Source organism: bacterium (assembly GCA_022763185.1).
GTDB lineage: Bacteria > Bdellovibrionota_G > JALEGL01 > JALEGL01 > JALEGL01 > JALEGL01.
On the sequence record JALEGL010000014.1, the window covers coordinates 112004 to 137301 of the forward strand.

General features: G+C 39.0%; 25 protein-coding genes and 4 tRNA genes. 25 read left to right on the top strand and 4 right to left on the bottom strand.

What is annotated here, in order from left to right:
- Window positions 1-7: 7 nt before the first annotated feature.
- Window positions 8-466: an SsrA-binding protein SmpB gene (gene smpB, locus MRY82_08285; GenBank protein ID MCI5072921.1), complete on the bottom strand. Its 459-nt coding sequence runs from the start codon at window positions 464-466 to the stop codon at window positions 8-10.
- Entirely contained in the window at window positions 466-1131 is a 666-nt protein-coding gene (locus tag MRY82_08290; GenBank protein MCI5072922.1) for a DUF502 domain-containing protein, read from the bottom strand. Before MRY82_08290 ends, smpB begins: the two co-directional genes overlap by 1 nt.
- Window positions 1132-1166: 35 nt before the next feature.
- Here MRY82_08290 and purM point away from each other — a divergent pair, with 35 nt between their 5' ends.
- The gene (gene purM, locus MRY82_08295; protein MCI5072923.1) at window positions 1167-2189 is read left to right on the top strand and encodes a phosphoribosylformylglycinamidine cyclo-ligase; all 1023 of its coding nucleotides are present in this window, start codon (window positions 1167-1169) and stop codon (window positions 2187-2189) included.
- 93 nt (window positions 2190-2282) lie between these two features.
- On the opposite strand, the gene infA is transcribed toward purM, so the two are convergent.
- A complete protein-coding gene (gene infA, locus MRY82_08300; GenBank protein ID MCI5072924.1) occupies window positions 2283-2522 on the bottom strand; it encodes a translation initiation factor IF-1 in 240 nt (79 codons plus the stop codon).
- Window positions 2523-2663: 141 nt separating this feature from the next.
- Window positions 2664-4163: a hypothetical protein gene (locus MRY82_08305; protein ID MCI5072925.1), complete on the bottom strand. Its 1500-nt coding sequence runs from the start codon at window positions 4161-4163 to the stop codon at window positions 2664-2666.
- A gap of 158 nt (window positions 4164-4321) precedes the next feature.
- On the opposite strand from MRY82_08305, the gene MRY82_08310 reads away from it, so the two are divergent.
- From MRY82_08310 to rplV, 24 genes are all read left to right on the top strand, one after another.
- Complete coding sequence (locus tag MRY82_08310; protein MCI5072926.1) at window positions 4322-4918, top strand: SPOR domain-containing protein; 597 nt, start codon at window positions 4322-4324, stop codon at window positions 4916-4918.
- Window positions 4919-4932: 14 nt separating this feature from the next.
- The gene (locus MRY82_08315) at window positions 4933-5691 is read left to right on the top strand and encodes an RNA methyltransferase (protein ID MCI5072927.1); all 759 of its coding nucleotides are present in this window, start codon (window positions 4933-4935) and stop codon (window positions 5689-5691) included.
- 193 nt (window positions 5692-5884) lie between these two features.
- A tRNA-Thr gene (locus MRY82_08320) sits at window positions 5885-5960 on the top strand.
- A gap of 107 nt (window positions 5961-6067) precedes the next feature.
- Window positions 6068-6153, top strand: a tRNA-Tyr gene (locus MRY82_08325).
- A gap of 30 nt (window positions 6154-6183) precedes the next feature.
- Window positions 6184-6259: transfer RNA gene (locus MRY82_08330), tRNA-Gly, on the top strand.
- A gap of 31 nt (window positions 6260-6290) precedes the next feature.
- Window positions 6291-6365: transfer RNA gene (locus MRY82_08335), tRNA-Thr, on the top strand.
- 63 nt (window positions 6366-6428) lie between these two features.
- Window positions 6429-7625 carry an elongation factor Tu gene (gene tuf, locus MRY82_08340; protein ID MCI5072928.1) on the top strand — a complete coding sequence of 399 codons (1197 nt, stop codon included), beginning with the start codon at window positions 6429-6431 and terminating at the stop codon, window positions 7623-7625.
- Window positions 7626-7708: 83 nt separating this feature from the next.
- Entirely contained in the window at window positions 7709-8089 is a 381-nt protein-coding gene (secE, locus tag MRY82_08345; GenBank protein ID MCI5072929.1) for a preprotein translocase subunit SecE, read from the top strand.
- A gap of 141 nt (window positions 8090-8230) precedes the next feature.
- The gene (gene nusG, locus MRY82_08350; GenBank protein ID MCI5072930.1) at window positions 8231-8773 is read left to right on the top strand and encodes a transcription termination/antitermination protein NusG; all 543 of its coding nucleotides are present in this window, start codon (window positions 8231-8233) and stop codon (window positions 8771-8773) included.
- 8 nt (window positions 8774-8781) lie between these two features.
- Window positions 8782-9210, top strand: a complete 429-nt coding sequence (rplK, locus tag MRY82_08355) for a 50S ribosomal protein L11 (GenBank protein MCI5072931.1) — start codon at window positions 8782-8784, stop codon at window positions 9208-9210.
- Between the two features lie 21 nt (window positions 9211-9231).
- Entirely contained in the window at window positions 9232-9918 is a 687-nt protein-coding gene (gene rplA, locus MRY82_08360; protein ID MCI5072932.1) for a 50S ribosomal protein L1, read from the top strand.
- A gap of 30 nt (window positions 9919-9948) precedes the next feature.
- Window positions 9949-10485 (top strand): 50S ribosomal protein L10, encoded by a 537-nt coding sequence (gene rplJ, locus MRY82_08365; GenBank protein ID MCI5072933.1) that lies wholly within the window; start codon window positions 9949-9951, stop codon window positions 10483-10485.
- A 38-nt stretch (window positions 10486-10523) separates the two neighbouring features.
- Window positions 10524-10898 carry a 50S ribosomal protein L7/L12 gene (gene rplL / locus MRY82_08370; GenBank protein ID MCI5072934.1) on the top strand — a complete coding sequence of 125 codons (375 nt, stop codon included), beginning with the start codon at window positions 10524-10526 and terminating at the stop codon, window positions 10896-10898.
- Window positions 10899-11192: 294 nt separating this feature from the next.
- A complete protein-coding gene (gene rpoB / locus MRY82_08375; protein ID MCI5072935.1) occupies window positions 11193-15365 on the top strand; it encodes a DNA-directed RNA polymerase subunit beta in 4173 nt (1390 codons plus the stop codon).
- Between the two features lie 37 nt (window positions 15366-15402).
- Complete coding sequence (gene rpoC, locus MRY82_08380) at window positions 15403-19569, top strand: DNA-directed RNA polymerase subunit beta' (GenBank protein MCI5072936.1); 4167 nt, start codon at window positions 15403-15405, stop codon at window positions 19567-19569.
- Between the two features lie 87 nt (window positions 19570-19656).
- On the top strand, window positions 19657-20025 hold the full coding sequence (gene rpsL / locus MRY82_08385) for a 30S ribosomal protein S12 (protein ID MCI5072937.1): 369 nt from the start codon (window positions 19657-19659) through the stop codon (window positions 20023-20025).
- A gap of 5 nt (window positions 20026-20030) precedes the next feature.
- Entirely contained in the window at window positions 20031-20501 is a 471-nt protein-coding gene (rpsG, locus tag MRY82_08390; GenBank protein ID MCI5072938.1) for a 30S ribosomal protein S7, read from the top strand.
- A gap of 9 nt (window positions 20502-20510) precedes the next feature.
- The gene (gene fusA, locus MRY82_08395; protein MCI5072939.1) at window positions 20511-22583 is read left to right on the top strand and encodes an elongation factor G; all 2073 of its coding nucleotides are present in this window, start codon (window positions 20511-20513) and stop codon (window positions 22581-22583) included.
- A gap of 14 nt (window positions 22584-22597) precedes the next feature.
- Window positions 22598-22915 (top strand): 30S ribosomal protein S10, encoded by a 318-nt coding sequence (gene rpsJ / locus MRY82_08400; GenBank protein MCI5072940.1) that lies wholly within the window; start codon window positions 22598-22600, stop codon window positions 22913-22915.
- 2 nt (window positions 22916-22917) lie between these two features.
- Complete coding sequence (rplD, locus tag MRY82_08405; GenBank protein ID MCI5072941.1) at window positions 22918-23544, top strand: 50S ribosomal protein L4; 627 nt, start codon at window positions 22918-22920, stop codon at window positions 23542-23544.
- A complete protein-coding gene (gene rplW / locus MRY82_08410; protein ID MCI5072942.1) occupies window positions 23541-23846 on the top strand; it encodes a 50S ribosomal protein L23 in 306 nt (101 codons plus the stop codon). Before rplD ends, rplW begins: the two co-directional genes overlap by 4 nt.
- A 2-nt stretch (window positions 23847-23848) precedes the next feature.
- Complete coding sequence (rplB, locus tag MRY82_08415; protein MCI5072943.1) at window positions 23849-24676, top strand: 50S ribosomal protein L2; 828 nt, start codon at window positions 23849-23851, stop codon at window positions 24674-24676.
- Window positions 24676-24951, top strand: coding sequence for a 30S ribosomal protein S19 (gene rpsS / locus MRY82_08420; protein MCI5072944.1), 276 nt, complete (start codon window positions 24676-24678; stop codon window positions 24949-24951). Before rplB ends, rpsS begins: the two co-directional genes overlap by 1 nt.
- A 14-nt stretch (window positions 24952-24965) precedes the next feature.
- Window positions 24966-25292, top strand: coding sequence for a 50S ribosomal protein L22 (gene rplV / locus MRY82_08425; protein ID MCI5072945.1), 327 nt, complete (start codon window positions 24966-24968; stop codon window positions 25290-25292).
- The last annotated feature ends 6 nt before the right edge of the window (window positions 25293-25298 follow it).

Sequence of the window (25298 nt, forward strand, 5' to 3'; positions counted from 1 at the left end):
TATAGAATTAACGGTTGTAGCGTAATAAATCTCTTTCAACATCACGCTGTTTAATGCTTTCACGTTTATCATGGGCTTTTTTACCTTTTCCAAGAGCTAGCTCCAGTTTGATTTTTCCATGCTTCAGATAAAGTTTCATAGGAATTAAGCTTAAACGCTGTTGAGCCATTTGCATGGCTAGGTTTTGAATCTGCTTTTTATGCATCAGCAATTTTCTTGTTCGCACAGACTTTGGCACAACATGTCCACCCGTGTGTTCGTAGGGTTTGATATAGACACCCTCCAAAAAAAGTTCATCTTTTACAATAGTAGCGTAGCCTTCTTTAAGTTGAACATTGCCTTGGCGTATAGACTTGACTTCACTGCCCAAAAGAACGCAGCCGACTTCAAAGCTATCTAAGATTTGATAGTTATGTTTGGCTTGTCGGTTATAAGCGAATTGTGTGGAAGTTGGTTTTTTTGTCATTATAAAACCTCAGGATTTTCGTAATCAACATTGACCATTCCACCAGATATCACAAGCTTAAAGGCTGCTTCAATACCAAAGTTTGTGGGGATGGTTTCATCTTCGGGAACTAGAATTAAATAACCGCTAGTTGGATTTGGAGACGTGGGTACAAAAACATTCAAGAGTTTTTTTCCTGTTACTTGTGAAAAGTATTTTTGTTGGTCACTGGTAACAAAAGCCATGGTGTATAAGCCTTTTCTAGGGTACTCAATTAAAATAACTCTTTTGTATTGGTTGTAATGTTCTTCAGCTGTAAAGTTTTTTAAGACCTCTTTGGCTACTCTATGAATAGAACGAGCAAGAGGGATTTGATCAATGATACGGTCACCTATTCTAATCAAAGTATGTCCAAAATAATTTCGACTTAAAATACCCACTAAGATAACAAACAGAATGGTGATTACGATATCTAAACCTGGAACTTTGTAGCCCAGTAAATAATTGGGATGAAAATCTGCTGGGATGATATAAAGAAAGGTCCCATTGTCAATCCGTAAGATGCTTTCAAAAAAACCAAAAACCAGCATGAAAAATTTCAATGTGATGTAAAAAGGTAAGAGGACAAACAAACCCAACAAAAAGTAGCGTTTTAAAATTTTTTTAAGTGCGTTGAAAATTCTCATAGACTCTTTCTTTGGGCTGAGTTACAAGCTATCACATGTCTGAAAAAAGTTTAAGTTATAGTGATGCTGGTGTTGATATAAAAAAAGGTGATGGCTTTGTAAACAATATTAAACCTTTGGCTAAAGAAACCTTTCATCAGTATGTGCAAAATAGTATAGGCGGATTTGCTTCTGTGGCAAGTATTCCAAGTGAATACAAAGAGCCTATGATTGTGACTGGAACGGATGGTGTAGGAACCAAGTTACTTTTGGCTAAACAAATGAATGATTATCGCTACTTGGGTCAAGATTTAGTGGCTATGTGCGTAAATGACTTGTTAACCTTAGGGGCGAGACCTTTTTTATTTTTAGATTATTATGCTTGTGAGTCTATTAATCCTGATCAAGCAACAGAACTGATTAAAAGTATTGCAAGTGCCTGCAAGTTGTCTGGCTGCGCATTGGTTGGTGGAGAGACTGCAGAAATGCCTGGTTTGTACGCCAAAAATGATTTTGATTTAAGTGGTTTTTGCGTGGGCTTGGTCGAAAAAAGCAAGATCATTGATGGCCAAAACATAGAAGAGGGGGATGTTATTCTAGCTTTGCCTTCGTCTGGTGTTCACTCCAACGGCTTCAGTTTGGTTAGAAAAGTGATTGAGCACGCTCAATTGGATTTAAATGAAACGTATCCTGGTTTTGATGTTACTTTGGGGCAGAGTTTATTGGAAGGCACTCGAATTTATGTGCCAACAATTGTATCTTTGCTTGAACAAAATGTTCAAATCAAAGGCATGGCGCATATCACCGGTGGAGGTATAGCAGGTAATTTAAGCCGAGTGTTGCCTAAGAACTGTGATGCCATCATTCAAAAAGACGCTTGGCAAGTGCCTAGGCTATTTTCTTTTTTGCAAGAAAAAGGCAATATCCATGAAGACGAAATGTTTAAGACTTTCAATATGGGCTTAGGGTATGTGTTGGTTTGCAGTGCAGAAGAGAAGGATAAAATAGTTCATAGTTGTCCAGATGCTTTGCTGGTAGGGTCTATCCAAGAAGGACATCAAGAGGTCAATGTTGTATAAAACTAAAATTTATAGAAATCTTTGACAACCCACCGTACTCAGAAGCCCCAATGGTTTAATGAGTTTGATCTGTAGTTAAATTGTGGTGCTGAACTAAGATCTGTTTAGAGCAGGATCTTTGCCTCTGTAGGTTATGAGACCGTGGCTTGGGTCATAAGGAGAAACACCAACAGTAACATGATCGCCAAGGATAACGCGAATGTGTTTTCTTCTGAGTTTGCCGGCAAGTTTTGCTGCGATACGCATGCCGTTAGGGCCTTCAACCATAAAGTTACCACCAGCTGCGACCTCGATCACTTTTCCTTCAATCAAAACTAAATCTTCTCTTGCCAAACGAAATACTCCTTGTTTACAAAACCGTACAGTCAATATTGTATGACGCATATTTATTGAATTTAAAGCAAAAGATCAAGTTCTTCTTTAGTTTTCATCGGTCTTATTTGTTTTGAGGTTAATTGAATAAGACATAAAAGATTACTTTTTTGGATGATCAATTAATCCAAGTAACGTAAAAAAATTTTTAAGCGTACGAATTTTAAAACTTTGACTGATTTTTTGTATTTTTTTCAAAGCCGTACTTTTTGAAAAATATTGGTTTTTTTTCAAAACTTTTTCTAAACAAATATAATCGTCAAGATGTTTAATCTTATAAAACATCCCTTTGTTTAACTTTTGATTTTGTAGGTGCTCTGTGAAAAGCTTTGGTGAATTGACTAAAACTGTATCATAGGCATACTCTTTAAATATGGAGTCAGTTTGGATAAAGTTTTTCTTTTCAACAACTTTATCAAGCAACAGTTGAGCTACAAAAGTTTGTTTTACGTTTTGCATACGCAGAAAAGCTTTATGCTGCTGTTCTTTTGTCTGGTCATAGAGGTTTTCAATAAGCCAGGCGCATACATCTTGATGGTGGGAATAAGGTAAGAGCAGCTTAAGTAACTGCTTTTTGTTGAGAGGGCCTAGCTGTTTTGTCATGGCCATGATCAGCATTGGGTCTATGCTAGAGTTAAGAATATATGTAAGCTTGAGCAGTGATTTTTTGTATATTCTTCTGTAGCCCTTATCAGGTGAAAAGTTAAAAATCTTCTGTAAAAAACCACTGTCACCTCTGTGAATTCTAGCCAAGTATCGAATGAAAATCATTTTTGAAGGGTGTAGATTGAATTGTTCTATCAAATTAAAGCACAGCAAGAAGCGTTCGCTTGGAATACTGCTTAAAAGATTTTCGCATGCTTCTTCATGTTCTGCTAATAGTTTAAAAAATTTCAGGTGGTGTAAAGTTTTAGTGATTAGGTTTGGTGACCATAAGCTGTGGGTATTTTTAAGAGTGTAATTTTGGGGCGTATAGCTTTCAATTAAAATTAATGCATCATGATAAAGTTGACTCTTCACTAGTGCGAAAACGATTGTTTCTAAGTCATCCCTAAGCTTGGGTGTTTCGGGATAAGTTTTAAGTGTTTTTAAAAAAGAGAAAATGTGTGTATTGGTATCAACGTCAATGTTTAAAGTTTCAAAGTTTTTACTGGCTTTTTTTATAGCGCTTTTAAAAGATAACCGGACGGTTTTTTTAAAGTAAAGCCCAAAGCTAAGAGTGTCATATTGATGCGTTTTGATAGGTGTTTTATCGACGCTGGCAGTCAAAAGAGACAAGAGCGTATTGAAACTTTCAAAGTTAAGACTATTAAGGATGCGTATCTTGTATAAGCCCATGCTAAATAATTTTGCAAAAGGTGATGTTTTGTCAAAGGTATAGTTTTCAAGGCTTTGATAAGAAATAGAAAGCTTATGAAAATTAAATTGTATAATAAATTTGGGTACCGCCTTGAGTTTATCATGCAGGCTTTCAATTAATCTTTGATTTTTGCTAGCGTTTTGTCCGAGCTTAAGGTAATTTTGCAAAGCATCTAGGAAAATAAAGTAGGGACTTTGCTCTATGTGTTGGTCTTCTTTTATTTTGAGTTGCTCTGTAGGCATGGTTGATATTAACAATTGTATATAAAAAGAGTTAGAAATGATACAAGTTTGGTTATTATACCCTGAACTTATTCATTAAGTCAGCATATCAGCATAAAAGGCTGTTAAGCCAACTTGGTTTTAAACTCTTTAAATAAATTTAAGCATGAATTATTTTTATGAAATTCACAACAAATAAGCAAAAAGTTTATTATATTGGCTTTCCATTGGCAGTCTTTTTTTTATGCTTTGTTTCCTATAAAATTGGTTATCAAAAGGGCATTTATAAAGTTACATACAACGAGTCACTTGAGACAATCGTTGATAGAAAGGTTATTAAAAGACCTGAGCAGCTCATCTTTTACGACGAGTTGAATAAGAAAGCTGATACAACAGATAATGCAAATCATAAAAGTTTGTTGGTCAAAAAAAAACCCAAAAAAGCTGAACAAGAGCCAGTGGCAATGCAAGCGCCTGTTATTCGGCAAGATGAATTAGACTCAAAAAGTACCTTGGATAGCGCAAAGACGGATTTCCCAGATAGTTTGGTTATTCAGTTAAGTGCATTTAAAGATAAAGAGAAAGCCCAAGAACAGGTGGATCGCTTGCAGTCTAAAGGCTTTTTAGCTTTTTTAATATCTCAAGAGGGTGATCAGCTGTGGCATAGAGTTTTTGTTGGTCCTTATGATAACCGGATCAAAGCCAATGAAATGATACAGAAGTTAGAGCAAAAAGGGTTTGGACGTGGCTTTATTGTAGATAAGCCCATTCAATAAGGAATCAGAATATAATGAAGCAGCAACAGCATGAATTGGATCTTTTTACATTAAGACAACTTGAATACGCCGTTTATTCCAAGTACTGCCAAGTTTTGTCTGTTAGTGTGAGCAAACAGTTTGCTGAGTCTCAAACGTATAATAAGTACAGCGTTTTGTTCTCAAAATTAGGGGGTAAACTCAAACAAGTTAATGGTTTAGAGTTTAAAAGAGGTAAAAAAGACAGAGGCCAGTTGCACGCTAAAGTAAGGTTGCGCACTTTTCATTCAAGCAAGGCTTGGATGCAGGAGTGTAAAAGTAAAGCTGGAGCTAAACGCGTTTTGCTTTTAGATCAAGTTCAAGATCCGCAAAATTTTGGTGCGATGGTAAGAACAGCAATGTTTTTTTCCTACGATGCAGTCATGATTCCAACAAGGAATAGTGCTCCAATGACTGCTACAGTTGTTCAAGCGTCAAGCGGGGCCTTGTTCAGTTTGCCCATTATTTGTGTCAATAACCTAAAGCGTGAGATTGATTTTTTAAAACAACAGTATTTTTTTTGTTTAGGCTTGGATGTGAGCGCAACAAAAACTTTGGAAGACTCTAAGTTTTTAAATGAAGATCTTATTATTGTCATGGGTAATGAAGGTAAAGGGATGCGTTCATTAACCCTGAATGCATGTGATGAGGTGTATAAAGTTTCCAATCAACCTGCTTTTGAAAGTTTAAATGTAAGTGCAGCAGCAGCAATAGCCATGTATCATTTTGACCATCAGAAAAATAAACTTGGATAAAGATGAGTTCAAGTTGACGTAATGAAAAGCTTTATATAAGTAATTAATATAAAAAAGTTTTTTAAAGAAAATATATCAAATTTAAACTTTTCCTAAATGGTTGACAAACATAAAAAAACAAAGTACTGGGTGCGCTTTGTTATTAGTCTTTAAAAAATGGCCGAACAAAGTTTTAGAGACTAATTTAAGCTAGGCTGGTGTAGCTCAACTGGTAGAGCAGCTGATTTGTAATCAGCAGGTTGCGGGTTCAAGTCCCATCACCAGCTCCACTTTGCAAAAAGTGACATAGTGAAAAAATAAAACCAGGTTTTTATTTTTTTGTGTTGGTGGATGCCATGGGTAGTAAAATTGTAAAATGTTTTACTAAAGTTTAGATGGAGAGGTGGCCGAGTGGTTAAAGGCATCAGACTGTAAATCTGACGGTTAACGCCTACGTAGGTTCGAATCCTATCCTCTCCACCACTATGGCTTGATAAGGAATACGCTGTGCTTGCGGGGATAGCTCAATTGGTAGAGCATCAGCCTTCCAAGCTGAGGGCTGCGGGTTCGAGTCCCGTTCCCCGCTCCAAACATTGATTTTATGATCAAAGTTTGTTATTGCCCGCGTAGCTCAGCGGTAGAGCACTTCCTTGGTAAGGAAGAGGTCATCGGTTCAAGTCCGATCGCGGGCTCCAGATGAAAAAAGCTTTTTAGAAAACTAAAAGGCAAAGTAAAAAACTGTAGGAGAAAGAAAGAAAATGGCAAAAGAAAAATTTGAAAGAACGAAACCGCACGTTAATGTTGGTACCATCGGTCACGTTGACCACGGTAAGACAACAACTACTGCGGCGATTACTTGTGTTTTAGCAACAAAAGGCATGGCTGACTATAAAGCTTATGATGATGTAGCTAAAGCTGATGCAAAATCATTTAGAAGAGATGCGACAAAAATTCTTACAGTTGCTTTGTCTCACGTTGAGTATGAGTCAGAAACACGTCACTATGCGCACATTGATTGTCCTGGTCACGCTGACTACATTAAAAACATGATCACAGGTGCTGCTCAGATGGACGGTGCTATTTTGGTTGTGAGTGCTCACACAGGTCCAATGCCTCAAACAAAAGAGCACGTACTGTTGGCTCGTCAGGTGAACGTACCTTCAATTACAGTATTTTTAAACAAGTGTGACTTGGTTGAAGACGAAGAGCTGTTAGAGTTGGTTGAAATGGAAGTGACAGAACTTCTAGAAAAGTATGACTTTAAAGATTCCAAAATTATTCGTGGTAGTGCAACTAAAGCTATTGAAGATCCTGAAGGTGAAGGCGGAAAGTGCATTTGGGACTTGATTGCTGCTTTAGATGAGAGCATTCCTGAGCCAAAACGTGAAACTGATAAGCCTTTCTTGATGCCTGTTGAGGATATCTTCTCAATTGAAGGCCGTGGTACAGTTGTAACCGGTAAAATCGAGCGTGGTATTATTAAAGTTGGTGAAGAGATTGAAATCGTTGGCTTAAATGACACACAAAAAACCACTGTAACAGGTGTTGAGATGTTCAAAAAGCTTCTTGATGAAGGTCAAGCTGGTGATAACGTGGGTCTTTTGGTTCGTGGTATCAAGCGTGATGAGGTTGAGCGTGGACAGGTTTTATGTAAGCCCGGTTCAGTAACTCCTCACAAAAGATTTAAAGCCAGTGCTTATATTCTAAATAAAGAAGAAGGTGGTAGACATACTCCATTCTTTAAAGGATATAGACCTCAGTTTTATTTTAGAACAACTGATGTGACCGGTGATTGTAAGCTGCCTGATAATGTTGAGATGGTTATGCCAGGTGACAACATTGAAATGGAAGTTGAGCTTATGAAGCCAGTTGCTATGGAAAAAGAAGTGCGTTTTGCTATCCGTGAAGGTGGTAAAACTGTTGGTGCCGGTGTGGTATCAGAAATTATTGAATAATTATTAATTGTTTGTTATATGCCTCCCCCAGCTCAAGAAATTGACTTGGGGAGGTATAAGCTTTTTAAGGGTGAGTGTTTGTCATGTCGGGTGATAAAAAATGGATAAATCTTAGTTTTGTTACATTGGCTTTAATTTTAGCTTGGGTTTTAAATCAAGCGTTTTTAATGGTCGCGCGGTATGCAAAGTTACAAAATCCTGTGTTTTTAGATACTTTGCCAGCGTCTACAGTATTAGCTTTATTGGTGGCGTGTTTGGGAGTGTTTTTGTACACAAGGCAAGCAAAGGTGCAAAGCTTTGCCTATGAAGTTTTACAAGAGATTAAAAAGGTTATATGGCCAACCCAAAAAGTGGCTTATCTCTCAACCGTGGTGGTTTTAATTTTGGTGGTTATTTCTGCAAGTATATTGGGAGTGTTTGATTGGTTGTGTACAGGTCTAATTGGCTTGGTACTGAAAGTGTGATTGAGTATGTTTTTTAATGAAGAACAGTCGAATGCTAGCGGCAATAACAACAGTGAAGAGTTGAACGATTCTTCTGTTGAGGTTTCTGCAGACAATGTGGAAGAAACCAAGGTCGCTGATGATGATCAGGGTCAATCAGAGGTGAAAAACCCAAGGTTTAAGTGGTATGTTGTTCATGTTTATTCAGGTTATGAACAAAGAGTAAAAGAAGGTCTTTTGGAGCGAATTAAATCTTTGTCAGCTGAAGATAATTTTGGAGAGGTTTTGATTCCAACTGAGAATGTTGTAGAGATGGTTCAGGGGCAAAAAAAATCTTCTAAAAGAAAGTTTTTTCCAGGTTATATACTGGTTGAGATGGATTTAACCGATGATATGTGGCACTTGGTAAAAGGAACACCAAAAGTTACTGGTTTTGTTGGCGGTGCGTCAAGGAAGCCAACGCCAGTGCCTGAAAAAGAAGTTTTAAGGTTAACGCAGCAAATTAGTGAAGGTGTGGTTAATCCAAAATTAAAGATGAGCTTTGAAAAGGGTGAGAATGTTCGTGTTGTCGAGGGTCCTTTTCAAAACTTTAATGGTATAGTGGATGAAGTTAAGCCTGATAAAGGTAAATTAAGAGTGCTTGTGAGTATTTTTGGTCGTTCAACCCCTGTTGAGCTTGACTATGCACAAGTAGAAAAAAGTTGAGGTATAAGATGGCAGATAAAAAAGTGCAAGCATTTATCAAATTGCAGATTCCAGCTGGAAAGGCTAATCCAGCTCCTCCTGTGGGTCCGGCATTGGGTCAGCATGGGGTAAATATCATGGATTTCTGTAAAGCATTCAATGCAGATACTCAAAAAATGGGTGATGCGGTGGTGCCTGTTGTTATAACAGTTTATCAGGATAGAACTTTTTCGTATATTACAAAGACACCTCCGGCTTCTAACTTATTAAAAAAGGCTGCTGGAATTGCTAAAGGTTCTGGAGAGCCACATAAGAATAAAGTGGGTAAGGTGACGGATGCGCAAGTTGAAGAAATTGCAAAAACCAAAATGCCAGACCTTAATGCTGCAGGCTTAGATGCAGCAAAGAAAATTGTAGCAGGAACAGCCCGTAGTATGGGTATAGACGTGATTGGCTAGGAGATAAATACAATGGCGACAATGACAGGAAAAAGGTATGCAGCAAATAGTGAGAAAGTTGCTGCTGATAAAAAATATGCGGCTCAAGAAGCCTTTGAAACTCTAAAAAGTTTTTCTGGGCCAAAATTTGATGAGACCATTGACTTGTGTGTGCGTTTGGGTGTTGATCCAAAGCAGGCAGACCAAATGGTTAGAGCTTCAGTGAAGTTGCCTCACGGTACAGGAAAAGATGTCAAAGTTGTGGTGATTGCTAAGGCAGATAAAGCTGAGCAAGCTAAAGCTGCAGGTGCAGACGTAGTCGGTGACCAGGATGTTTTAGATAAGATTGCTAAGGGTTGGTTTGATTTTGATAAGCTCATTGCAACACCTGACATGATGGCCGCTGTTGGTAAATTGGGTTCTGCTTTGGGTCCAAGAGGTTTGATGCCCAATCCAAAAACTGGAACAGTGACTTTTGAAGTTGAAAAAGCGGTTAAAGATATCAAAGCCGGTAAAGTTGACTTCCGTGTTGATAAGACAGGTAATATTCACACAGTGGTCGGGCGTATGTCTTTTGATGCTGAAAAGTTGACACAGAACTTATCAGCGCTTATGGAGTCTATTGTTAAGGCTAAGCCTTCTTCAGCAAAAGGTATTTACATTAAAAACATCAGTGTTTCCGGGACAATGAGTCCTTCTGTAACGCTTGACCCAGGGCAGTTTCAGTAATTTTTAACTGGTATAAGTGGAGTATTAAGTATGCCGAGTCAAAATAGAATAAAAAAACAAGAGCAAGTTGCTTTGTATAAAGAAAAGTTTTCTAAATCAAAAGCAGCAGTTTTGTCTCTGTGCACTGGAATCAGTGTTGAAGATATCACTGCATTTAGAGCAAAGCTACGCTCTGAAAATGTAGAGTTTAAAGTTTTAAAAAATACAATTGCGTCACGAGCTATAGAAGGGACTGACCTTGAACCTTTGAAGAGTGAATTTTCAGGGCAGACGGCAGTTGCTTTTACGGAAAGTGACCCAGTTGTTTTAGCAAAAATCATTTCTGATTTTGCAAAAGAGCAAGAAACATTTTCTATTAAAGCGGGAGTCTTGGATGGAAAATTGTTGGATGCAAAAAATGTAGATGCATTGGCCAACATTCCTAGTAGGGAAGTGTTGTTGGGAAAATTGGCTGGATCACTTCAGTCACCCTATGCCGGTATGGTTTACGGTTTATCAGGTATTCTTCGGAAGTTTGTTTATGTCCTTGACGCTGTCCGAAGAGAAAAAGAAAGTAAGGGCGAGTAGTCTTTTAATATATTGGGAGAGAAAAAATGGCTGAAAAAATGACAAAAGAACAGTTTGTTGAAAACGTAAAGGCAATGTCTGTTTTAGAACTTAAAGAGTTGGTAGACATATTTGAAGAAGAATTCGGTGTGTCTGCAGCGCCTGTTGCAGTTGCAGGTGGTGCAGCTCCAGCTGCTGGTGGTGAAGCCGCTGCGGCTGAAAAAACAGAGTTTAACGTAATGTTAAAAGCTGCTGGCGATAAGAAAATCCAAGTGATTAAAGTTGTAAGATCAATTACGGGTCTTGGTTTGAAAGAAGCAAAAGATTTAGTTGATGGCGCTCCAAAAGCAATTAAAGAAAATGTTGCTAAGGAAGAAGCTGAAAAAATGAAAGCTGATCTTGAGCAAGAAGGCGCAACTGTAGAGCTTTCTTAATAGCGCTTAGTCAAACCTAAGCTTTCAGTTTGTTTGTTTAGGTTTGCGAGCAATTTTTTGGAGGCGTAAATGAATTTAGTTCATTTACGTTTCTTATTTATAAGATTAAGTTGTTTTTTGTTAACTCAGTTGTTGAGTTACGAAAAAATTTAGTCGGTCTATGATAAAGGTATTTTAGTTTGTGCCTTTGTCTTGAAAATAAAGTTTGGTAAGAGCCAAGCTTTGCTGCATAAAGCTCACAGTGTTGATTTTGTGTAGACGTTGAATAAAAATATATATTTTAGGAGTTTTTGGATGGCCTCATTTGTAAACCACTTACATCGACCCCGTAAAAATTTTTCAAAAATTAATAAGGTTATCGATGTACCAAACCTTATTGATATTCAAAAAAGATCATATGAGAGGTTTTTGCAAATAGGAGTTCCTGAAGACCAGAGAGAGGATATTGGTTTACAGGCTGTTTTTAAGTCGGTCTTTCCAATTAAAGATTTTAATGAAACAGCTTCCCTTGAGTTTGTTTCTTATAAGTTAGAAGAACCAAAATATGATGTAGATGAATGCTTGCAAAGAGGTATGACTTACGCATGCCCGGTGCGAGTTGTTGTTCGTTTGGTTGTGTGGGATACATCTGAAGGAGCGCCTCCTGGAGCGATTCGAGATGTTAAAGAGCAGGAAGTATATTTTGGTGAGATTCCTCTGATGACCGGCGACGGTACCTTTATCAATAATGGTACTGAACGTGTTGTTGTAAGTCAATTGCACCGCTCTCCAGGTGTTTTCTTTGAATCGGCTAGTGCTACGGCAGTATCAAGAAGTAATGTGTTGTATTCAGCCAGAATGCTTCCTTATCGTGGTTCTTGGTTAGACTTTGAGTATGATCACAGAGATGTGTTGTATGTAAGGATAGACCGTCGTAGAAAAATGCCGGCAACTATTTTGTTAAGAGCATTAGGTTATTCTGAAGAGGATTTATTAAACTTCTTTTACAAGTCTGAAACCGTCAGTTTTAAAGGTAAGGATATTTTTAAGAGCGTTGTGCTTGATCTACTGCCAGGGCAAATGGCAAGCTTTGATGTTAAAGACCCCAAATCAGGTGAGGTCTTGGTTAAAGCGGGCAAGAAGTTTACAAAGTTTTCATTAAAAAGGTTAGAGCGCTCTAATATTGATGCAATAAAGATTAATGCTGAAGATATTATTGGTCGTTTTGCTGCCAAAGATGTTGTCAATAAAGACACCGGTGAGGTTATTCTGGGTGTGAATCAGGAGTTGACTGCAGAAATTTTTGATGACATTAAAACAGCTGGTATTGAATCGTTTGATTTGCTTTATATTGATGGTGTTAATGTCAATGCTGCACTAAGAAATACCTTGATGGCGGATAAAATGTCTACGCAAGATGAATCCATCTTGGAAATATATTCAAGATTGCGTCCTGGCGAGCCACCTACACTTGAAACGGCAACAGCTTATTTTGAAAGTTTATTTTTTAACCCCGATCGTTATGACTTGTCACATGTTGGCCGTTTAAAAATTAACCATAAGTTTGGCTTTGATACTGAATTGGAAACCAGAACTTTACAAAAAGAAGATATTCTTCATTCAGTAAAGTACCTTTCTGGCTTAAAAGATGGTTTGGGCGTAACTGATGATATTGATCATCTAGGTAACAGGCGTGTGCGTACGGTAGGTGAGTTGGTTGAAATTCAGTACCGCATAGGTCTTGTCCGTATGGAAAGAGCTATAAAAGAGCGCATGAGTTTGCAAGATGTTGAGACGCTGATGCCACATGAGTTGATTAATTCTAAACCCGTGTCTGCAGTTGTAAAAGAGTTTTTTAGTTCAAGTCAGTTGTCACAGTTTATGGATCAAACCAACCCTTTGTCTTCAACAACGCACAAAAGAAGATTGTCGGCTTTAGGACCAGGTGGTTTAACCAGAGAGAGAGCCGGTTTTGAGGTTCGTGATGTTCATACCACGCACTATGGACGTATTTGTCCTATTGAAACACCTGAGGGACCCAATATTGGTTTGATTACCTCTTTATCAACTTTTGCAAGAGTTAATGACTATGGCTTTATTGAAACACCATACAGAAAAGTTGTTAACGGTGTTGTCACAGATGAAGTGAACTTTTATTCGGCTTTGGAAGAGGAAAAGCATATTATCGCTCAGGCCAATGCGCCCATTAATGCCAAAGGAAAGTTTACAGGTGATTTAGTTCAGTGTAGGCAAGCCGGTGAAACAATTTCTGTTGATCCAGCTGAAGTGACATTGATGGACGTTTCTCCAAACCAACTTGTTTCCGTTGCAGCGTCGCTGATTCCGTTTTTAGAGAATGATGATGCTAACCGTGCTTTGATGGGGTCAAACATGCAACGGCAAGCCGTTCCATTGCTTTCAGCTAGTGCACCAATTGTGGGTACAGGTATGGAAAGTATTGTTGCGCGTGACTCAGGTGCAGCTCTGGTTGCAGTCAATGACGGTGTTGTTGAATCTGTTGATGCTGGAAGAATTGTGATTCGTTCTAAAGCAGGTTCTAAGGTTTCTGGTCCAGAGGTTGATATTTATAACTTGGTGAAGTACCAGCGCTCCAATCAGGCGACCTGTGTTAACCAAAAACCTATCGTTAGAAAAGGTGATGAGGTTTTACGTGGTCAAGTGATTGCGGATGGTCCATCAACATCAAAAGGTGAGCTTGCGCTTGGGAAAAACGTTATTGTGGCGTTTATGCCTTGGCAAGGTTATAACTTCGAAGATTCTATCCTGCTATCAGAAAGACTCGTGACTGAAGATGTTTATACATCAGTACATATTGAGACTTTTGAATTGTTTGCTAGGGACACCAAGTTAGGTAAGGAAGAAGTTACTCGAGATATTCCTAATGTTGGTGAGGATGCATTGAGAGATCTAGATGACTCAGGTGTTGTTCGTATTGGTGCAGAAGTTTCTTCTGGTGATATTTTGGTGGGTAAAGTGACACCAAAAGGAGAAACACAGCTTTCTCCAGAAGAAAAACTGTTAAGGGCAATTTTTGGCGATAAAGCGGGTGATGTTAAAGATACATCGCTTAGAATGCCACCAGGAGCTAAAGGAACAGTTATTGATGTGCAAATTTTTTCTCGAGAAGGTGTTGAAAAAGATGCCAGAGCGAAAGAAATTGAAGACATGCAAGTAAGCAAACTCTTACAGGATCAAGAAGATCAGATTAAGATTATTCGTGAGTCTTCTTATGCAAAAATCGCCAATGTCTTAAGTGGTGAAAAAGTGGCGGCGGATCTAAAAGACAATAAGTCTAAAGTTCTGATTAAAAAAGGCACAAAGATTACGCAAGAAGCTTTAGATGAGGTTCCAAGGCATAAATGGAAAGATATTGCTTTAGTCAGTAATGAAGATGCTGAAAAACAAGTTTTGCAGATCTTTGATCAATTGGCTGAACAAACTGATGGTATTAAGCATGCTTTTGATGAAAAAATATTAAGAATCAAAAGCGGTGACGATTTGTTGCCGGGCGTAATCAAGATGGTGCGTGTATTCGTTGCCATTAAAAGACGTATTTCTGTGGGTGATAAAATGGCTGGACGCCACGGAAATAAAGGTGTTGTGTCTAGAATTATGCCTGTTGAAGATATGCCTTACTTGGAAGACGGTACACCGGTAGATGTTGTTTTAAATCCATTGGGTGTTCCTTCTCGTATGAACGTTGGTCAGATCATGGAAACGCATCTGGGTTGGGCTGGACGCATGCTTGGGCGTAAAATTGACCAGATGATTGAAGAGAAAGTAGACAGCGAAAAAATCAGAACATTTCTTAAGAAAGTGTACCATCGATCAGAAGATCATGACCTGATAGATAAAGCTAAGAAAAGTGATGTTTTGGCCTATGCCAGAAGAATCGCAGAAGAGCATGTGCATTTGGCAACGCCAGTATTTGATGGTGCCAATGATGAGCATATCAAAGAGTTGCTCAAACTTTCCGATGTCCATTCTTCGGGCCAAAGTAAATTGTTTGATGGTAGAACCGGTGATGCTTTTGACCGTATGGTGACAGTAGGAATCATGTATGTCCTTAAGTTACACCACTTGGTTGATGATAAGTTGCATGCTCGTTCTATTGGTCCATACTCTCTTGTCACACAACAGCCTTTGGGCGGTAAAGCTCAGTTTGGTGGTCAAAGACTTGGGGAGATGGAAGTGTGGGCTCTGGAAGCCTATGGTGCTGCTTATGCTCTGCAAGAATTTTTGACTGTAAAATCTGATGATATTGCCGGTCGAACAAGAACGTATGAAGCTATCGTCAAAGGTGAGAATCATCTTGAGTGTGGTTTGCCAGAGTCATTCAACGTGCTTTTAAAAGAGTTAAAAGCTTTATCCTTGGATGTAAGGTTGATTGAGTCACCTGAGTCTTCTACTGAAGAAGGTTCAGATGACCAAGGTAAAGAGTCTTCAGATCAAGAGGCTGCGGCTTAATTTTTAGTTTGAATATTAAAACTAGAGGAAAACAATAATGCAAAACTTATTTTCATTCTTTGAAAAACCTAAAGATCCACTATTTTTTGAAGCTATTCAGGTTGGCTTGGCGTCTCCTGAAAAAATATTAGAGTGGTCTTACGGTGAAATAAAAAAACCAGAAACCATCAATTATAGAACATTTAAGCCAGAAAGAGATGGTTTGTTTTGTGCTAAAATTTTTGGCCCAGTTAAAGACTATGAGTGTAACTGCGGTAAATATAAAAGAATGAAGCATCGCGGAATTGTCTGTGAAAAATGTGGCGTTGAAGTTATTGAGTCAAAGGTTAGACGTGAGCGTATGGGGCACATCACTTTAGGTTCGCCTGTTGCGCATATTTGGTTTTTAAAATCTTTGCCCAGCCGTATTGGTAACCTTTTAGATTTAACCTTAAAAAACCTTGAAAAAGTTATTTATTTTGAAGCGCATATTGTTCTGGAGCCAGGTGCTTCAAGTTTAGAAAAAGGTCAGGTCCTCAGTGAAGATGAATATCATAAGGCACTTGAGGATTTTGGTGATACAGGTTTTGAAGTTGGAATGGGTGCTGAAGCAATTAAGGTGTTGTTGAGTGATCTTGATCTGGAAGATTTAGCCGTAACGGTCAGAGAAGAAATTTCTGCAACCAAATCAGAAGCCAAGAAGAAAAAACTTGCCAAACGTCTAAAGGTTGTAGAAGCATTTAGAGAGTCTGGCAATAAACCAGAGTGGATGGTGTTGGATACAATTCCAGTGCTACCTCCTGACTTAAGACCTTTGGTAGCCTTGGAAGGTGGCCGTTTTGCTACAGCAGACTTAAATGACTTGTACCGTCGTGTGATTAACAGAAACAATCGTTTGAAGCGTTTGTTAGAGCTAAATGCGCCTGGTATCATTATTAGAAATGAAAAAAGAATGTTACAGGAAGCTGTAGATGCTCTGTTTGATAACGGTAGAAGAGGTAAAACCATTACAGGTACCAATAAAAGGCCTTTAAAATCTTTATCTGACATTATTAAAGGGAAGCAAGGTCGTTTTAGACAGAACCTTTTAGGTAAACGTGTTGATTATTCAGGACGTTCAGTGATTGTGGTTGGTCCTGAGTTGAAATTGCATCAGTGTGGTTTGCCAAAGCTTATGGCTTTGGAGTTGTTTAAGCCATTTATTTTTCAAAAACTAGATGAGAGAGGGTTTGTTCCTACAGTTAAAGCGGCTAAAAAAATGGTGGAAGACCAAACCGATGAAGTCTGGGATGCATTAGATGAAGTGGTAAGAGAGCATCCGGTGATGTTAAACCGTGCACCAACATTGCACCGTTTAGGGATTCAAGCTTTTGAGCCAGTTTTGATTGAAGGTAAGGCCATTCGTTTACACCCATTGGTTTGCTCTGCGTTTAACGCTGACTTTGATGGTGACCAAATGGCGGTTCATGTGCCCTTGTCTATTGAGGCTCAGGTAGAAGCGCGTGTCTTAATGATGTCAACCAATAATATTTTATCTCCAGCTAATGGTAAGCCAGTTATTGTTCCTTCTCAGGATATTGTTTTGGGCTTATATTATTTAACTAAAGAAAGACCATTCTGTGTAGGTGAAGGTAAACATTTCTCCAGCGAAGAAGAAGTACGAATAGCTTATGATTCTGGTGCAATAGAATTGCATGCAAAAATTCATGTTAGAATTCGTGGAGAAAAAGTTCAAACAACCGTTGGGCGAGTCCTTCTTTTAGAAGCTTTGCCTAAAGGTTTGCCATTTTCTATGATCAATAAAGTGATGGATAAAAAGGCATTGGCAGACTTGGTTGACCAAGCGTTTCGTCTATGTGGTCAAAAAGATACTATTTTGTTGGCCGATCAGTTGAAAAACTTAGGTTATAAGCACTCTACACAAGCGGGTGTTTCAATTTGTATGGACGACATGCAAATCCCAAGTAAAAAATATGAGCTGCTTGATAAGGCTCAAAATTCCGTTCAAGAGATTCAGAAACAATACACCGAAGGTTTAATTACTGATGGTGAACGTTACAATAAAGTTATCGATGAGTGGGCTCAAGTGTCCGAGCAGATCGCTGGCGAAATGTTAGGTGAGCTTAGTACTGATATCGTTAAGAGTGCAGATGGTAAAGACTCTGAAGAAGCACCAAGCTTTAACCCAATTTTTATGATGGCTGATTCCGGTGCCAGAGGCAGTGCTCAGCAGTTAAGGCAGTTGGCAGGTATGCGTGGTCTTATGGCTAAACCATCTGGCGAGATTATTGAGACACCTATTACAGCTAACTTTAAAGAAGGTTTAACGGTGCAGCAGTACTTTATCTCTACACACGGTGCTCGTAAAGGTTTGGCAGATACTGCCTTGAAAACTGCAAACTCAGGTTATTTAACTAGACGATTGGTGGATGTTGCACAAGATGCTGTAATCACTGAGTATGATTGTAGTACGCTAGATGGTGTTGAAGCTGTAGCTTTGATTGAGGGTGGAGAAATAATTGAGCCTCTTGGAGATCGTATCTTAGGAAGGGTTGCATTGGAAGATGTTGTTGATCCTTATTCAGGCGAAGTTGTGATCCCAGCTAATGTTGAAATTGATGAGAAAATTGTTGAGAAGGTCAATAACTCAGTTATTGAAAAGGTGAAAATTAGATCCGTTCTTACTTGTCAAACTCGCAGAGGTATTTGTACTTTATGTTACGGGCGTGACTTGTCTCGTGGTAGAATGGTGAGCATTGGTGAAACCGTTGGTGTTATTGCTGCTCAGTCTATTGGTGAGCCAGGAACTCAGTTAACGATGAGAACCTTCCACGTTGGGGGTACCGCGACTCGTAGAGCTGAGCAGTCAACTTTAGAAAGTCGCAATGCAGGTACAATTAAATTTATCAACCTTAATACAGTAAAGAACAGAGCTGGCCGTTTAACAGTTTTAAATAGAAATGCAGAGCTTGCTATTGTTGATGACAAGGGGCGTGAGCGAGAAAAATATAAAATTCCTTACGGTTCCGAAGTCTTTTTTGATGATGGTAAAAAAGTCAAGGCCAATGCAATGATTGCTGAATGGGATCCTTACACCATTCCAATTATTACTGAGGTCGGTGGTATTGTTCAATTTAATGATATGATTGAAGGGAATACCGTTTCTGACCAAATGGATGCGGTTACGGGTCTTTCACGTAAAGTCATTATTGAAGCTAAAGAAGCGGGTTTAAGACCTTCTATTATCTTAACTGATAAAAAAGGTGAAACCATAAAATCTAAAGTTACAGGTGGCGATATTCAGTATGTGCTGCCGGTAGGTGCTAACTTGGCTGTTGATAATGGTGATGAACTTAAACCTGGTGACGTTGTTGCTAAAATTACCCGCGAGAGCAGTAAAACAAAAGATATTACGGGTGGTTTGCCAAGAGTTGCAGAGCTTTTTGAAGCAAGAAAGCCAAAAGAGGTTGCTGTTATTTCTGAAATTGATGGCGCCGTATCTTTTGGTAAAGATACCAAAGGTAAGCGTAAAGTAATTGTAACTCCAGAAGTTGGAGATGCGCGTGAATACTTGATTCCTAAAGGTAAGCACATCTCTGTTATTGAAGGAGACAGAGTGGTTGCCGGTGAGGCCTTGATGGATGGCTCGGCAGATCCGCATGATATCTTAAGTGTTCTTGGTGAAAAAGAATTGTCCAAGTACATGGTGGATGAAGTGCAAGAGGTTTATCGTTTGCAAGGTGTAAAAATTAACGATAAGCATATTGAAACCATTGTTCGCCAAATGTTGCGTAAAGTTAAGGTTGTGGATCCAGGTGAAACCAGCTTCTTGTCTGGTGAACAAGTGGATAAAGCTGCTTTTTATGAAGAGAATGATAAAGCCTTGGCAGAGAAGAAAAAGCCAGCTAAAGCAGAAGCTTTGTTGTTAGGTATTACGAAAGCTTCTTTGTCAACGGAGTCCTTTATATCAGCCGCATCATTCCAGGAAACCACAAAAGTGTTTACTGAAGCAGCGATCAACGGAAAAATTGATCACTTAAGAGGCTTAAAAGAAAATATTGTGATGGGTAGAATCATTCCAGCTGGAACGGGAACTGCTCATTATAGAAATTTAGGCCTTGAGGTTGTAGGAAAAGAAATTAAATCAATGGTGGACCCTACATTGGAGAGTCCAGCTAATGAAAACAACTACATAGAGAATGTAACAACAGAAACGGGTGCTTAAAAATCTTAAAAATTAGGGCCTTAATTAAAAGTTCTTGACTTTTGGCCCGCAATTCCTTAGGTACGCATTCTTTAGAAAAGGAAAATTATGCCAACGATAAACCAATTAGTTAGAAAAGCGAGAGAAAAACAGAGCCAAAAAAATACGGCTCCAGCATTAGCCAAATGCCCACAAAAAAGAGGGGTATGTACAAGAGTGTATACAGTAACCCCTAAAAAGCCTAACTCGGCTTTAAGAAAAGTGGCTAGGGTAAGATTGACCAACGGCTATGATGTTACTGCATATATCCCAGGAGAAGGCCATAATTTGCAAGAACACTCTGTTGTGTTGGTGCGTGGTGGTCGTGTAAAGGATTTACCTGGTGTTCGTTACCACATTGTTAGAGGTTCATTGGATACTGCGGGTGTACAAAACAGAAAAAGAGGCCGCTCTAAGTACGGTACCAAGAGGAGTTAAGGGTTATGTCTAGAAGAAGAGAAGCTAAAGTTAGAGTTCGTGTTCCAGATCCCAGGTTTGGTGATCGTCTTATTGCTAGATTGATCAGTTCTTGTATGTTGGATGGTAAGAAGTCTTTGAGTCAAAAAATAGTTTACACTGCCTTAGATATGGTGGCAGAAAAAATGAAAGATGACCCTATTAAAGTGTTAAGAAAAGCATTGGACAATGTAAAACCTGTTGTAGAGACTAAAAGTAGACGTGTTGGTGGTGCAAACTATCAGGTGCCAATGGAAGTAAGGCCTAATAGAGCTGAAGCTTTAGGTATTCGTTGGTTGTTGAAATCCAGTCGTGATCGTTCTGGTAAATCAATGGCAGAGAAATTGGCCAATGAATTAATGGATGCGCATGCACAACGTGGTGCGGCAGTTAAGAAACGTGAAGAAGTACATAAAATGGCAGAAGCAAATAAAGCGTTTGCACATTATCGATGGTAGGACAAGACAATGGATTTAAAAAAAGTAAGAAATATTGGAATTATTGCGCATATTGATGCCGGTAAAACAACAACTACAGAGCGTGTATTGTATTACACCGGTCGTTCACATAAAATAGGTGAAGTGCATGAAGGTAATGCCACGATGGACTGGATGGAGCAGGAGCAAGAGCGAGGTATTACAATTACGTCAGCTGCTACAACTTGTTCTTGGAAAGATCATAAAATTAATATTATTGATACGCCTGGTCACGTTGATTTTACTGTTGAAGTAGAGCGTTCTTTGCGGGTTTTGGATGGTGCTGTCGGTGTTTTTGATGGTGTCGCCGGTGTAGAGCCTCAGTCAGAGACTGTGTGGCGTCAAGCAGATAAATACAAGGTTCCTAGAATAGCCTTTGTTAATAAAATGGACCGCACAGGGGCAGACTTTTTTATGTGCGTTGAGCAAATGGTTTCAAGGTTGCAGGCTAATCCAGTGCCTGTGCAGATCCCTCTGGGCCGTGAAGAAGGTCATATGGGCGTAATTGACTTGGTTAAAATGAAAGCATATCAGTTTAACAATGAGTCATTGGGTGCAAAATTTGATGAAATAGAAATTCCTGCTGAATACAAAGCTGATGCAGATAGCTGGAGAGAGAAGCTCTTAGAAGCTGTTTCTGAAGTTGATGAAAATTTAATGGAAAAGTATTTAGGCGGAGAAGAGCTTTCTGAAGATGACGTTTGGAGTGCTTTGCGTAAAGGTGCTAACACCATGGAGCTTACCCCTGTACTATGTGGTTCTGCTTTTAAAAATAAAGGTGTTCAACAGCTTCTTGACGCAATTGTTGCTTTGTTGCCTTCTCCTTTAGATGTTCCTGCGATTAGAGGGGTGGACGTTAAAGATGAAGAGAAAGAGATTGTCAGAAAAGCGGATGAGTCTGAGCCATTCTCAGCTTTAGCTTTTAAAATTATGTCAGATCCTTTTGTTGGGCATTTGACTTTCTTGAGAATTTATTCTGGTAAGATTGCCAGTGGCGATGCTATTTTAAACTCAACCAAAGATAAAAAAGAGCGTTTGGGGCGTATTCTTCAGATGCATGCCAATAAACGTGAAGAGCTTACAGAAGCCTCAGCTGGAGATATCATTGCGGCTGTGGGTCTAAAAACAGCGTCTACCGGAGATACATTTTGTGTGCCCACCAACCCTGTAAAGTTGGAGTCTATCAATTTCCCAGAACCCGTTATTCAAATTGCTGTTGAGCCTAAAACAAAGTCTGACCAAGAGAAAATGGGCGAAGCTTTGCATAAATTGGCTCAGGAAGATCCATCTTTACGTATTAAAACAGATGAAGAGACAGCTCAAACATTGCTTGCGGGTATGGGTGAGTTACACTTAGAAATTATTGTTGATCGTTTGTTACGTGAGTTTAAGGTTGAAGCCAATATTGGTAAACCTCAGGTTGCATATCGGGAAACAATCACCAAAGCAATTAAAGCCGAGGGTAAGTTTATTCGCCAGTCTGGTGGTAAAGGTCAGTATGGCCATGTTGTTTTTGAAATGGAGCCAAATGAAGCTGGCGGTGGTTTTTCCTTTGAAACAACCATTAAAGGTGGAGCGGTTCCAAAAGAGTTCTTTAAACCTATTGAAGAAGGTGTTAAAGAGGCTTTAGATTCTGGTGTTGTTGCTGGTTATCCAGTGGTTGACATTAAGGTTAACTTGGTAGATGGTTCTTTTCACGAAGTGGATTCATCAGAGATGGCATTTAAAATTGCTGGATCTATGGGTTTTAAAGAGGGGTGTTCAAAAGCTTCTCCAATATTATTAGAGCCTATTATGAAAACTGAAGTTGTGGTTCCTGAAGACTATATGTCTAACGTCATTGGTGACCTCAACTCTAGAAGAGCTAAAATTTTGGGTATGACCCCGCGTTCAGGAACGCAAGTTATTGATGCAGAGGTGCCTCTGTCAGAGATGTTTGGTTATACAACGGACTTACGGTCTAATACGCAAGGTAGAGGGAGCTCTTCAATGGAGTTTGATCACTATGCTCCGTTGCCAGCAAAGATAAGTGCTGAAATTGTTGAGAAATCTAAGTCAAAGTAGAGGATGATATGGCTATTGCAGAAGAAAAAATTAGAATTCGATTAAAAGCTTATGATTATCAATTGTTGGATCAGTCTACACAAGAAATTGTAGAAACTGCCAGAAGAACAGGAGCTAGAGTTGCTGGTCCTATCCCTTTGCCAACAAAGATCAATCGTTATTGTGTTTTGAGATCTCCGCATACAGATAAAAAATCGCGTGAGCATTTTGAAATCAGAACCCATAAAAGAATGATGGATATTCTTGAGCCTACACAACAAACCATTGACTCGTTGATGAAGTTGGATTTGTCAGCCGGTGTTGATGTGGCGATAAAGAGTTATAGGGAGTAGTTATGGCCGTAGAAGCAAAAAAAATTGATTGGTCAGCCAAAAAGTCCAGTTCTGCAGTTGCTCTGCCGAAAGACATTTTTGCTGTTGAAGTGAAAGAAGCCGCTGTACATCAAAATGTATTGAGTATTTTGGCTGGGCGTAGGTCTGGGACAGCTAAGGTTAAGACCAGAGGTGAAGTCGCTGGTGGTGGTAGAAAGCCATATCGTCAAAAAGGTACCGGTAATGCAAGGCATGGTAGTAATACATCACCGATTTTTGCTGGTGGTGGTACTGTTTTTGGCCCTAAACCTAGATCTTATGCTCAGAAAATTTCAAAAAAGCTTAAAAAAGCTGCGCTGAACAGTGTGTTGACTGACAAGTTAAGTAACGAACAAGTTTTTGTTTGTGCGCGTTTTTCTGAAGAAAAGCCATCCACTAAGAAAGTGTCCGCATGGATGAAGTCTGCACAGCTTGATAGTGTTGTTTTTGTTGATAAATCAAATGAAGCATTGTCTTTGTCAGTACGTAATATTCCAACTGCTCGCTACTTAGATGTAAGAAGTTTGAATGTATTTGATTTATTGAAGTACAAAACTTTGGTTATTTCTGAAGATGCGGTTGCATATCTTAATGAAGGAGCAAAGGCATGAATGTAAGGTTAGATAAAGTCTTAAAAAGACCGATACAAACAGAAAAGACAACCATGCAAAAAGAGACTGCAAATCAAGTCGTTTTTGAAGTGTACCCAGGTGCTGATAAATTGAGCATTAAGTATGCAGTAGAAAAAGCCTTTAGTGTTAAGGTTGACTCTGTTCAAACTATGGTTGTTCCATCGAAGCGAAAAAAACCAATTATTGGAAGACGTAGAGTTGAATTTAAAAAAGCCAACTGGAAAAAGGCTATCGTGAAGTTAGCACCAGGTGAGAAGATTGAGTTGTTTGAAGGAGTTTAGAAATGCCAGTAATTAAGTATAAACCGATTACTCCAAGTAGACGTTATATGTCTACATCAGATTTTTCTGATGTGACATCTAGTAAGCCAAAGAAAAGTTTATTGGCTCCGCAAAAGAGATCCGGTGGAAGAAATAATAGAGGTCGTGTTACCAGTCGTTGGATTGGTGGCGGACACAAAAAGAAGTATAGAAAAATAGATTTTTTGCGTCGTGATAAAGAGGGTATTGAGTGTCGTGTTAAAACGATTGAGTATGATCCGAATCGTTCAGCACGAATTGCTTTGGTGTCCTATTTAGATGGTGAATATAGATATATTGTTGCTCCTCACGGTGTAGAAGTTGGTGCCAGCTTAAAGTGTGGTAAAGAAGCGGAAATTAAGCCAGGAAATGCTTTAGAGTTGCAAAACATTCCTGTGGGTACGCTTGTGCATAACCTAGAGCTTAAAAAAGGTCGTGGTGCGCAAATGGTTCGTTCAGCTGGAACTTCAGCTCAAATCATTGGTCGTGAAGAAGGCTACACTCAAGTTCGTATGCCATCAGGTGAGATTAGAAGAGTTCGTAAAGAGTGTTATGCAACCATTGGACAGGTGTCTAATATTGAGCATGAAAACTTGACGATTGGTAAAGCCGGTCGTTCTCGCTGGTTGGGTAAGAACCCAAGAGTTAGAGGTGCAGCGATGAACCCAGTAGACCATCCTCATGGAGGTGGTGAAGGTAGAACTACGGGTGGTCGCCATCCAGTTACACCTTGGGGTGTTCCAACAAAAGGATATAAAACACGTAATAATAAGAAAACTGATCGATTTATTATTGAAAGGAAGAAAAAATAATGGCACGTAGTACCAAAAAAGGACCTTTTGTTGATGGGTACCTGCTGAAAAAAGCAGATGATTCGCGTAATGCAGGTGGTAAAAAAGTGATTAAAACATGGTCACGACGATCGACTGTATTACCAGAGTTTGTTGGCTTAACCTTTGCTATTCATAATGGTCGTAAGTTTCTTCCAATCTATATAACAGAAAATATGGTTGGTCATAAATTGGGTGAGTTTGCATTGACGAGAACGTTTACAATGCATGCTGGCGATAGAAAAGCCGGAAAATAATGAGGGTATAGATCATGCAAGTTAGAGCAAAATTTTTAAGAGTGCCGCCGCGCAAAGCAAGATTGGTGGCCAATATGATTAAAGGAAAAATGGCCAATGATGCTATGACCATGCTTAAATTCATGCCTAAAAAAGGTGCAGGAATGATTGAAAAGCTGCTAAAAAGTGCGGTTGCCAACGTTAATGCCCAAGGGCAAGTAGATGTGGATAATTTGTATGTTGAGCAAATTTGGGTTGATCCAGGTCCAGTTATTCAAGCGTTTACACCTAGAGCACAAGGTAGAGCAACGCCAATTAATAAAAGAACAAGCCATATATCATTGGTGTTAAAGGAAAAGTAGGAGATA

Bases quoted from the DNA above. Each gene is read 5' to 3' on its own strand.
- smpB (MCI5072921.1), bottom strand. From the start codon at position 466: ATGACAAAAAAACCAACTTCCACACAATTCGCTTATAACCGACAAGCC.
- MRY82_08290 (MCI5072922.1), bottom strand. From the start codon at position 1,131: ATGAGAATTTTCAACGCACTTAAAAAAATTTTAAAACGCTACTTTTTG.
- purM (MCI5072923.1), top strand. From the start codon at position 1,167: ATGTCTGAAAAAAGTTTAAGTTATAGTGATGCTGGTGTTGATATAAAA.
- MRY82_08305 (MCI5072925.1), bottom strand. From the start codon at position 4,163: ATGCCTACAGAGCAACTCAAAATAAAAGAAGACCAACACATAGAGCAA.
- MRY82_08310 (MCI5072926.1), top strand. From the start codon at position 4,322: ATGAAATTCACAACAAATAAGCAAAAAGTTTATTATATTGGCTTTCCA.
- MRY82_08315 (MCI5072927.1), top strand. From the start codon at position 4,933: ATGAAGCAGCAACAGCATGAATTGGATCTTTTTACATTAAGACAACTT.
- tuf (MCI5072928.1), top strand. From the start codon at position 6,429: ATGGCAAAAGAAAAATTTGAAAGAACGAAACCGCACGTTAATGTTGGT.
- secE (MCI5072929.1), top strand. From the start codon at position 7,709: ATGTCGGGTGATAAAAAATGGATAAATCTTAGTTTTGTTACATTGGCT.
- rplK (MCI5072931.1), top strand. From the start codon at position 8,782: ATGGCAGATAAAAAAGTGCAAGCATTTATCAAATTGCAGATTCCAGCT.
- rplA (MCI5072932.1), top strand. From the start codon at position 9,232: ATGACAGGAAAAAGGTATGCAGCAAATAGTGAGAAAGTTGCTGCTGAT.
- rplJ (MCI5072933.1), top strand. From the start codon at position 9,949: ATGCCGAGTCAAAATAGAATAAAAAAACAAGAGCAAGTTGCTTTGTAT.
- rplL (MCI5072934.1), top strand. From the start codon at position 10,524: ATGACAAAAGAACAGTTTGTTGAAAACGTAAAGGCAATGTCTGTTTTA.
- rpoB (MCI5072935.1), top strand. From the start codon at position 11,193: ATGGCCTCATTTGTAAACCACTTACATCGACCCCGTAAAAATTTTTCA.
- rpoC (MCI5072936.1), top strand. From the start codon at position 15,403: ATGCAAAACTTATTTTCATTCTTTGAAAAACCTAAAGATCCACTATTT.
- rpsL (MCI5072937.1), top strand. From the start codon at position 19,657: ATGCCAACGATAAACCAATTAGTTAGAAAAGCGAGAGAAAAACAGAGC.
- rpsG (MCI5072938.1), top strand. From the start codon at position 20,031: ATGTCTAGAAGAAGAGAAGCTAAAGTTAGAGTTCGTGTTCCAGATCCC.
- fusA (MCI5072939.1), top strand. From the start codon at position 20,511: ATGGATTTAAAAAAAGTAAGAAATATTGGAATTATTGCGCATATTGAT.
- rplD (MCI5072941.1), top strand. From the start codon at position 22,918: ATGGCCGTAGAAGCAAAAAAAATTGATTGGTCAGCCAAAAAGTCCAGT.
- rplW (MCI5072942.1), top strand. From the start codon at position 23,541: ATGAATGTAAGGTTAGATAAAGTCTTAAAAAGACCGATACAAACAGAA.
- rplB (MCI5072943.1), top strand. From the start codon at position 23,849: ATGCCAGTAATTAAGTATAAACCGATTACTCCAAGTAGACGTTATATG.
- rpsS (MCI5072944.1), top strand. From the start codon at position 24,676: ATGGCACGTAGTACCAAAAAAGGACCTTTTGTTGATGGGTACCTGCTG.
- rplV (MCI5072945.1), top strand. From the start codon at position 24,966: ATGCAAGTTAGAGCAAAATTTTTAAGAGTGCCGCCGCGCAAAGCAAGA.